The sequence below is a fragment of the Ruminococcus sp. genome (assembly GCF_045129435.1).
In the GTDB taxonomy this organism is placed as follows: domain Bacteria; phylum Bacillota; class Clostridia; order Oscillospirales; family Acutalibacteraceae; genus Ruminococcoides.
Genome location: NZ_JBGVJL010000196.1, coordinates 1 through 6,711, shown reverse-complemented (window position 1 = coordinate 6,711; position 6,711 = coordinate 1). Strand labels below are relative to the sequence as shown.

Genomic DNA, 6,711 nt, shown 5'->3' with positions numbered 1-6,711 from the left:
CATCATCTGCGCAAGCAAGGTGATAATGATCCGCTGAATAAAATCTCGGGAACGACAGGAATCAGCGGTGCGGTTGATACAACATTTATTCTTGATAAGAGCAAGAGAAGTCAGAACAACGCAACTATGATTTGCACGGGCAGGGATATTGAATACAGAGAGTTGGAACTGAACTTTTCAAAAGACAATCATATGTGGGATTTAGTTTCGGACAGTGTAGAAAGTCCTGAAATACTTTTGCCGGAAGAAATGAATTCGTTAATTGAATTTATGAAACAAAAGATTGTCTTCAAGGGGACAAACTCTGAGTTCGCAGAAGAATTTAATTCTTTCTGCCGTAAGGAAATCTCTGCAAAAGCGTTAAAACAGATGATGAATAAATGGCGTTACGAATTAGAGAGTAATAACATTTACTTTAACTCGTACAGAAGTAACGGAAAAAGATTTGTAAATGTTCACTATCTGCCCGATAGTGACTCAAGTGCCTTAAATGACGGAAATATTATTAGTGCCAAAACTTGCGTTCCTTTCGTCACTTGCGACCCTGACGAACTGTGTCAGGCAACGTGAGCCGATTTGTGCGATTATTTTGCAGATGTGGAAAAGTACCCGACTGAAAACAAAAATCAAAATTTGGGCGAATTTACGGCAAAATTGAAATTTTAATTTTAGGAGCTGAGGTTGTGGCTACATTTCCCGGACTTGTCCGGGGCAAGCAGAGCGCCCGGCTGTCCGCCGAACACATAAAACCGAGCGAAGCCCGGACCCACTTTAATACGGAGGTGCATAAAAATAGAAAATCGTAAGAGAAATCAAACATTGAGTATAAGATTGACTCAATCCGAAAAATCTGCAATCTATAAAAAATCAAAGAAAGCTCAGCTGACATTGACTGAATATATTTTAAAATCTTCATTACAAAGTGAAATCAAAGTAGTTGATTTGCAACCGTTGCTTGTTGAACTGAAAAGGATCGGAAACAACCTGAATCAGATAACACGAAAGATAAACAGCGGTGCTTTTTGTTCGTATAATTTTGAAGAAGTAATTGATATGCAGAGGAAAATCTATGATGCAATCATAAAACTGTCGGAGGATAAGTAATGGCGACCGTGACATATATTCGAGAGTCCAAGCAATCCATAAGTGCAATGAAAGGTGTAATTGATTACTGTTGTCAGGATAAGAAAGTTTATGATGAGATTTCAAATCAAAGACTTGTCAGCGGAATTAATTGTGACGGTGAAAATGCATTCAAAGAGTTTATGGCTACTAAAAAGTCATACGGTAAAACTGACGGAATGAATTTCTATCAGTACGTTCAATCCTTCTCACCCGAAGAAAATATTACTCCGCAACAAGCTCATGAGATAGCTATAGAGTTTGCCGAGAAAGCGTGGACAGGATATGAAGTTTTAGTTGCAACTCATTGTGATGCACAGCATATTCATTCACACTTTGTAATCAACTCAGTCAGCTTCGAAAACGGTAAAAAGCTCCGCCAGAATCCAAACACACTCAAATCATTGCGAGCATTAAGTGATGAAATTTGCAAACAGCATAATTTTTCAACTCTTGATCCTTACAGCAAGGACGGTATGAAAATCTCTACAAGAGAATACCGCACCGCAGTCAAAGGTCAGAGCTGGAAATTCAAACTGATGAATGACATAGACAAAGCTATGAACATAAGCGGAAGCAAGGAAGATTTCATAAACGCAATGTCAATTATGGGTTACTCGGTGACTTGGACAGACGACAGGAAATACATTACCTATCAATGTCCCAACAAAATGAAGTGCAGAGATATTAAACTCCACAACGATAAATATTTAAAAGGAAGCATGGAAAATGAATTCAGATACAGGCAAGAACAATATTTTGGAAAGTCTAAAACAGAGGAACAGCAACTCACTGACAGCGATAGAGCTACTATCCGGAGAAACGAAAGTGATTTCGATTCCGTCACAGGTCAGGGAGGAAGAACTCAATCTGTTGAGAACGGCAATAACCTTTCAGCCGGAACTTTACAACCTGATTTCAAAAATCTCAACGGACGACCAGATGGTGGACTATCTGGAGAGAATTCTGGAAATCAACAAAGACAATATGAAATCAATCTCACAGAATTGTCAGACGGAGTTGAAAAAAGTTTCGGAACAGACTCTGAAAGAAATCAGGTCGATGCAAACGCAGATGACCGAATCTATCCAACAGGCTGGGAAGAGTCAAGAGGAATTCTTGAACAGTACCTTGCAACAAGGTCGAGAGTTGGAATCAGCAATAGCGTCACAGGTGAAGAAGTCAACACTCCTGACAACTCTAAAATGGATAGCAATAACCGTGCTGTCCTCGGCGGTGTCAACTCTCTTGCTGAATCACTTTCTCGGATAATAGATGATGAATCGGAAGATGAAGAAGAACGCAGAAAGCGGATTGCAGCCGAGCAAAATGGCAGTAATATAGGTGCTTTCATAGGTTCAGTTGCCGGAATGTTTATGAATATTATTTCTGATAGCAACGAGGAAATTGAGGTTGAAGAAAAAATTAAAGAAGATAACGGATTTAATATGAACCTGTAAACTTATTTAAGAAAAGAGGATTTTATTATGTACAAATTTAGTATAAAAATTCCAGTGGTAAAGGAGTGATGATAGAAAAATAATTAAGCATTGAGCCGTGTTGACTTATGGCACGTAAAGAAAATCCTATTATTGTCGAATCTGTTGAATTTGATTATGTAGGAACAGACGAGCAGTTCAATACTTTTCTGAAAAGTGTAATAAAGGATTATCTTACAGAAAATCATCTTTTACCTGATGATTATGATGATAAATTTAATTTCAAAAAGTCAGAATAATAGCTGGATATTAGAAACAAGTTGTGATATGTTGTAGTTGCACAGAGGTGGTGTGACCACAACATTCAGATAACAAACGAGAGGAGAATGATTATGAAGGTGTGGCTGTATTACAGGCTGTCAAGAGATGAAGATGCTGAGCTCAATTCTCTTAACAATCAACGAAACATTTTAGTAGAATATGCAAATGCAAATAATCACGAAATTGTCGGTGAGTCTTTTGATGATAATGTAAGCGGTATGCACTTCAATCGTGAAGGCATAAACAAAATCTATGAACAGGTCGAGAATAAGGCGATTGAAGCTATTATCGTAAAAGACTTATCCCGACTCGGCAGGCACAGAACACAGACTGCGATGTTCATTGATTATCTTCGTGAACACGATGTCAGAGTGCTTTCTGTTACAGAAAACATTGACACAAGCAATGAAGATGATGACCTGATGATAGGCTTCAAGGGGATTTTCAACGATATGTACGCTCGTGATATTTCAAAGAAAATCCGTGCAGGCTACAAGCAGAAACAGAAAAACGGAATTGTGATTACAGTACCGCTTGGATATTTTAAGGATAAGAATACCAATGAAATTTTAATAGTCGAGGAAGAAGCGGAGATTGTCAGAAAGATATTTGACCTCTACCTATCAGGCTACGGCTTAAAAGCAATAGCAAAAAAGCTGAATGATGAGGGCATAAAATCACCGCAGTATTATCAGAATAAAATGTATAACAAGAAACTGCCTTTCAATAAGCCCGAAATTACTGGCAGGTACTTATGGGTGAACACAACAGTAAAACGGGTTTTGCAGAATGAGTTTTACATAGGAACAGTTACCTGCCACAAGACCTATACCAGTAAGATTAATCATATCAGAAAGGTTTTGCCTGAGGAAGAACAATTCAAACACGAAAATTTTGCACCTGCCATTATCTCAAAGGAGAAATGGGAACAGGTGCAATTTTTATTATCTTCAAAGCGTAATAATAATGTCCGAGCAAGCGCAAGTAATCCCTGCCACCGATACACAGGACTGATAGAATGCGGTGACTGCGGTTGCACATTCGTATGCAAAAAGCGTAAGTGGAAAGATAAACCCGAACGCATCGAATACAACTGCAACGGCTATCATCGCTATGGCAAGGAGCACTGCACGGCACACAGGATTGATGAAGAATATTTAGATAAGCTGATTTATGACGAGCTTATGTCAATCAAGGATGAAGCACTTGCAAACTACAAATCAATAGAATCGGATGTCAAGAAATGGATGAGTAATAAAAGCTCGGTAAATAATAAACTGAAACAGCTCAATACAAGACTTGCACAGCGTAAATCTGACCAAAAGGAAATCTTACTTGAGAGAATCAGGGATAGGGAACACGCAGATATCTACACAGAAATGCTTGAAAAATGTGAATCAGATATTCAAAAGCTTGAAGATGAAATTAAGTCCATTCAGGATTACAACTCAACTATCAAAAAGCGCAAAGCTGAAATGAAAGACAGTGTTGAAATCATCGAGGAAATTATCAAGGAGGGAGCGATCAGCGACGCAAACCTCAGATTGCTTGTAGATAAAATAATAATCTTTGAAAAAGACAATAAGCTGAAAATCAAAATCAAGCTGAACGCTAAATTTCGAAAGCATAAGGGTTGCTATGACGAGAATGGCAATCTTACAGAGAGTACATTTACAACATAAAACTTTGGCAGACACATAACATTAGTATATTTTGATTTAGCAATTATAGCTAAAATCAAAACGGATGATTTGTATAGTATAAACTATAAAAACATCACCCTATGTTATGTGTCTGCCAACTCTTTTTTTACCTATAGAAACGAAAAAAGCCCGATAAAATCGAGCTTTTTAGGGTGGTGCGGGCGACAGGACTTGAACCTGCACATCGGTTGACACTAGAACCTAAATCTAGCGCGTCTGCCAATTCCGCCACGCCCGCATATTTAGTTTTAACCCTCAATTTTTACACGGCGAGGGTTGCCGAGGTGGAGCTAATAGCTTAATCCACAAATATATAAAACAGAAAAACTGTTTTAAGCTGATTGAAAAATAAATTCCACGAGGTAGTGTGACCTAAATCTTGCGTGTCTGCCAATTCCACCACACCCGCATATATGCTCTTATTTTTACACGGCAGAGCAAGCCGAGGTGGAGCTTATCGCTTAATCCACAATAAATATATTCTATCAGATATTAAAATAAAAATCAAGAGGTAATTTAAAAATATGCCAAATTTATCCTTTGATAACGAAAATAATATTGTTATTGTATTTTTAAAAATTTTTTGGCAACAATAAAAACCTATTGACATATACCTTATGGGGGTATATAATAAATATACCCTTAGGGGGTATGAATGTATAAAGGAATGATTTTATGGCTTGTGAAAATTGTCATAGTAATAAAACAAAGCAGAGAAGTGAGGAAGAGTACAAGGCTCTTATGAATCGACTTAGCAGAATTGAGGGGCAGATAAGAGGCATAAAGGGTATGCTTGAAAAAGACGCTTACTGCACCGATATTCTTATTCAGGTTTCTGCTGTGAATGCGGCTCTTAATTCTTTTAATAAGGAATTGCTTGCAAACCACATTAAAACCTGCGTTGCCGAGGATATTCGCAACGGCAAGGACGATACTATAGATGACCTCGTTCAAACCTTGCAAAAGCTTATGAAGTAGGTGTTTTTATGAAGAAATTTAATGTTACCGGAATGAGCTGTGCGGCGTGCAGTTCACGAGTTGAAAAGGCGGTGTCAAAGGTTTCAGGCGTTGAGTCATGCTCTGTCAGCCTGCTTACTAACTCTATGGGGGTAGAGGGTACTGCAAGTGACGAAAGCATTATAAAAGCCGTTGAAGCTGCAGGCTATGGTGCCACAGTTGCCGGCAGTGAAAAAAAACAGTCAAACGAGAGTGAACAGCTTAAAGACAAGGCAACTCCCGAGCTTTTGCATCGACTTATTGCATCGGTTGGTTTTCTTATCGTATTGATGTATATTTCAATGGGGCATATGATGTGGGGCTGGCCTTTGCCAAGCTTTTTTGCAGATAACCATATCGCAATGGGACTGGCTCAGCTTTTGCTGTGCATTGTTATAATGGTGATTAATCAGAAGTTTTTCGTAAACGGCTTTAAGGGCATTATTCACCGTTCACCGAATATGGATACCCTTGTTGCCCTCGGTTCGGGTGCTTCGTTTGTATATAGCGTTTACGCACTCTTTGCAATGACTGACGCTCAGGTAAAGGGCAATATGGAGCTTGTAATGCACTATATGCACGAGTTCTATTTTGAGTCGGCGGCTATGATTTTAACGCTGATTACCGTTGGCAAAATGCTTGAGGCACACTCAAAGGGCAAGACTACAAACGCACTAAAGGCACTTTTAGACCTTGCACCAAAGAAGGCTACCTTGCTTATTGACGGCAAGGAAACCGAGGTGACAGTTGATAAAGTTAAAAAAGGTGATGTATTTGTAGTCAGACCGGGTGAAAATATTCCTGTGGACGCCGAAATTATTGACGGCAACACAGCTATTGACGAATCTGCTCTTACCGGTGAGAGTATCCCTGTTGACAAGTCGATAGGTGACAATGTATCCGCCGGTACTATTAATAAATCGGGATTTATAAAATGCAGAGCAACCGCAGTCGGAGAGGATACCGCACTTTCTCAGATTATAAAAATGGTGAGTGACGCTTCCGCTACAAAAGCACCTGTGGCCAAAATTGCCGACAAGGTTTCGGGTGTGTTCGTACCTGTGGTAATTGTAATTGCAGTTGTTACCATTGCCGTATGGCTTTTATGCGGTCAAACTGTCGGATACGCA

6 protein-coding genes, 1 tRNA gene and 1 pseudogene are annotated in these 6,711 nt (G+C 39.0%); 7 read left to right on the top strand and 1 reads right to left on the bottom strand.

What is annotated here, in order from left to right; all coding sequences use genetic code 11:
* The 5 genes and pseudogenes from ACJMMI_RS09560 to ACJMMI_RS09540 form a co-directional block, all read left to right on the top strand.
* Window positions 1-570, top strand: a pseudogene (locus ACJMMI_RS09560) (hypothetical protein); the annotation flags it as partial.
* A gap of 204 nt (window positions 571-774) precedes the next feature.
* Window positions 775-1,104: a plasmid mobilization protein gene (locus ACJMMI_RS09555; RefSeq protein WP_405355258.1), complete on the top strand. Its 330-nt coding sequence runs from the start codon at window positions 775-777 to the stop codon at window positions 1,102-1,104.
* Entirely contained in the window at window positions 1,104-2,582 is a 1,479-nt protein-coding gene (locus tag ACJMMI_RS09550) for a relaxase/mobilization nuclease domain-containing protein (RefSeq protein ID WP_405355256.1), read from the top strand. Before ACJMMI_RS09555 ends, ACJMMI_RS09550 begins: the two co-directional genes overlap by 1 nt.
* Before the next feature lie 107 nt (window positions 2,583-2,689).
* Window positions 2,690-2,860 (top strand): hypothetical protein, encoded by a 171-nt coding sequence (locus ACJMMI_RS09545; protein WP_405355255.1) that lies wholly within the window; start codon window positions 2,690-2,692, stop codon window positions 2,858-2,860.
* Between the two features lie 93 nt (window positions 2,861-2,953).
* Window positions 2,954-4,564, top strand: a complete 1,611-nt coding sequence (locus tag ACJMMI_RS09540; RefSeq protein WP_405355253.1) for a recombinase family protein — start codon at window positions 2,954-2,956, stop codon at window positions 4,562-4,564.
* 174 nt (window positions 4,565-4,738) lie between these two features.
* Here ACJMMI_RS09540 and ACJMMI_RS09535 read toward each other — a convergent pair.
* Window positions 4,739-4,823 (bottom strand) — tRNA-Leu (locus ACJMMI_RS09535).
* A gap of 437 nt (window positions 4,824-5,260) precedes the next feature.
* Between ACJMMI_RS09535 and ACJMMI_RS09530 the strand changes: the two genes are divergently transcribed.
* The gene (locus tag ACJMMI_RS09530) at window positions 5,261-5,563 is read left to right on the top strand and encodes a metal-sensing transcriptional repressor (protein ID WP_405355252.1); all 303 of its coding nucleotides are present in this window, start codon (window positions 5,261-5,263) and stop codon (window positions 5,561-5,563) included.
* A gap of 8 nt (window positions 5,564-5,571) precedes the next feature.
* Window positions 5,572-6,711 (top strand): heavy metal translocating P-type ATPase (locus tag ACJMMI_RS09525; protein WP_405355251.1); only part of this gene is annotated, 1,140 nt, incomplete at its 3' end.

Bases quoted from the DNA above. Each gene is read 5' to 3' on its own strand.
- ACJMMI_RS09550 (WP_405355256.1), top strand. From the start codon at position 1,104: ATGGCGACCGTGACATATATTCGAGAGTCCAAGCAATCCATAAGTGCA.
- ACJMMI_RS09545 (WP_405355255.1), top strand. From the start codon at position 2,690: ATGGCACGTAAAGAAAATCCTATTATTGTCGAATCTGTTGAATTTGAT.
- ACJMMI_RS09540 (WP_405355253.1), top strand. From the start codon at position 2,954: ATGAAGGTGTGGCTGTATTACAGGCTGTCAAGAGATGAAGATGCTGAG.
- ACJMMI_RS09530 (WP_405355252.1), top strand. From the start codon at position 5,261: ATGGCTTGTGAAAATTGTCATAGTAATAAAACAAAGCAGAGAAGTGAG.